Annotated in this window: 1 pseudogene; it reads left to right on the forward strand. The window is 76.4% G+C overall.

Annotated features, from left to right (window positions below):
* Positions 1–112 (forward strand): annotated as a pseudogene (locus AC13HU_RS38305) (oxidoreductase); the annotation flags it as partial.
* Positions 113–398 lie beyond the last annotated feature (286 nt).

Below are 398 nucleotides of genomic sequence, written 5' to 3' on the forward strand. Positions count from 1 at the left end.
GTGGGGGCGCCGCGGGCTGCGGGAGGAGGTGGCGGGGGGGGGGGCGTGGCTGCTCTCCCCCGAGGCGTCGTACACCACGGGCGCGGTGCTGCGGGTGACGGGCGGGCTTTAGCCCCAGGGCCCGCGGGGGGAGGTGCGGACGGCGGGCGGCCGTCGTCCACTCCTCCCGCCGCTTCCCCGCCATGTCCGCGGCGATCCATCCACGGCAGAAGTGTTGACCTGAGCATGGCCGTCTTCTTCAGCGCCTACTTCGCGTTCGACCCGCTCAAGAAGGCGTTCGGCGTCAAGTAGTCCGCCGGGCGGGCAGCTCGGCGGACGAGCAGCCCCACGGCCGCGCGGGCCCGAGTGCCCGCCGGGCCGGCGGCCTCCTGCGGACGCGCTCCTCCGTGCGTCGGGGC

The organism is Streptomyces sp. NH27 (genome assembly GCF_056859195.1).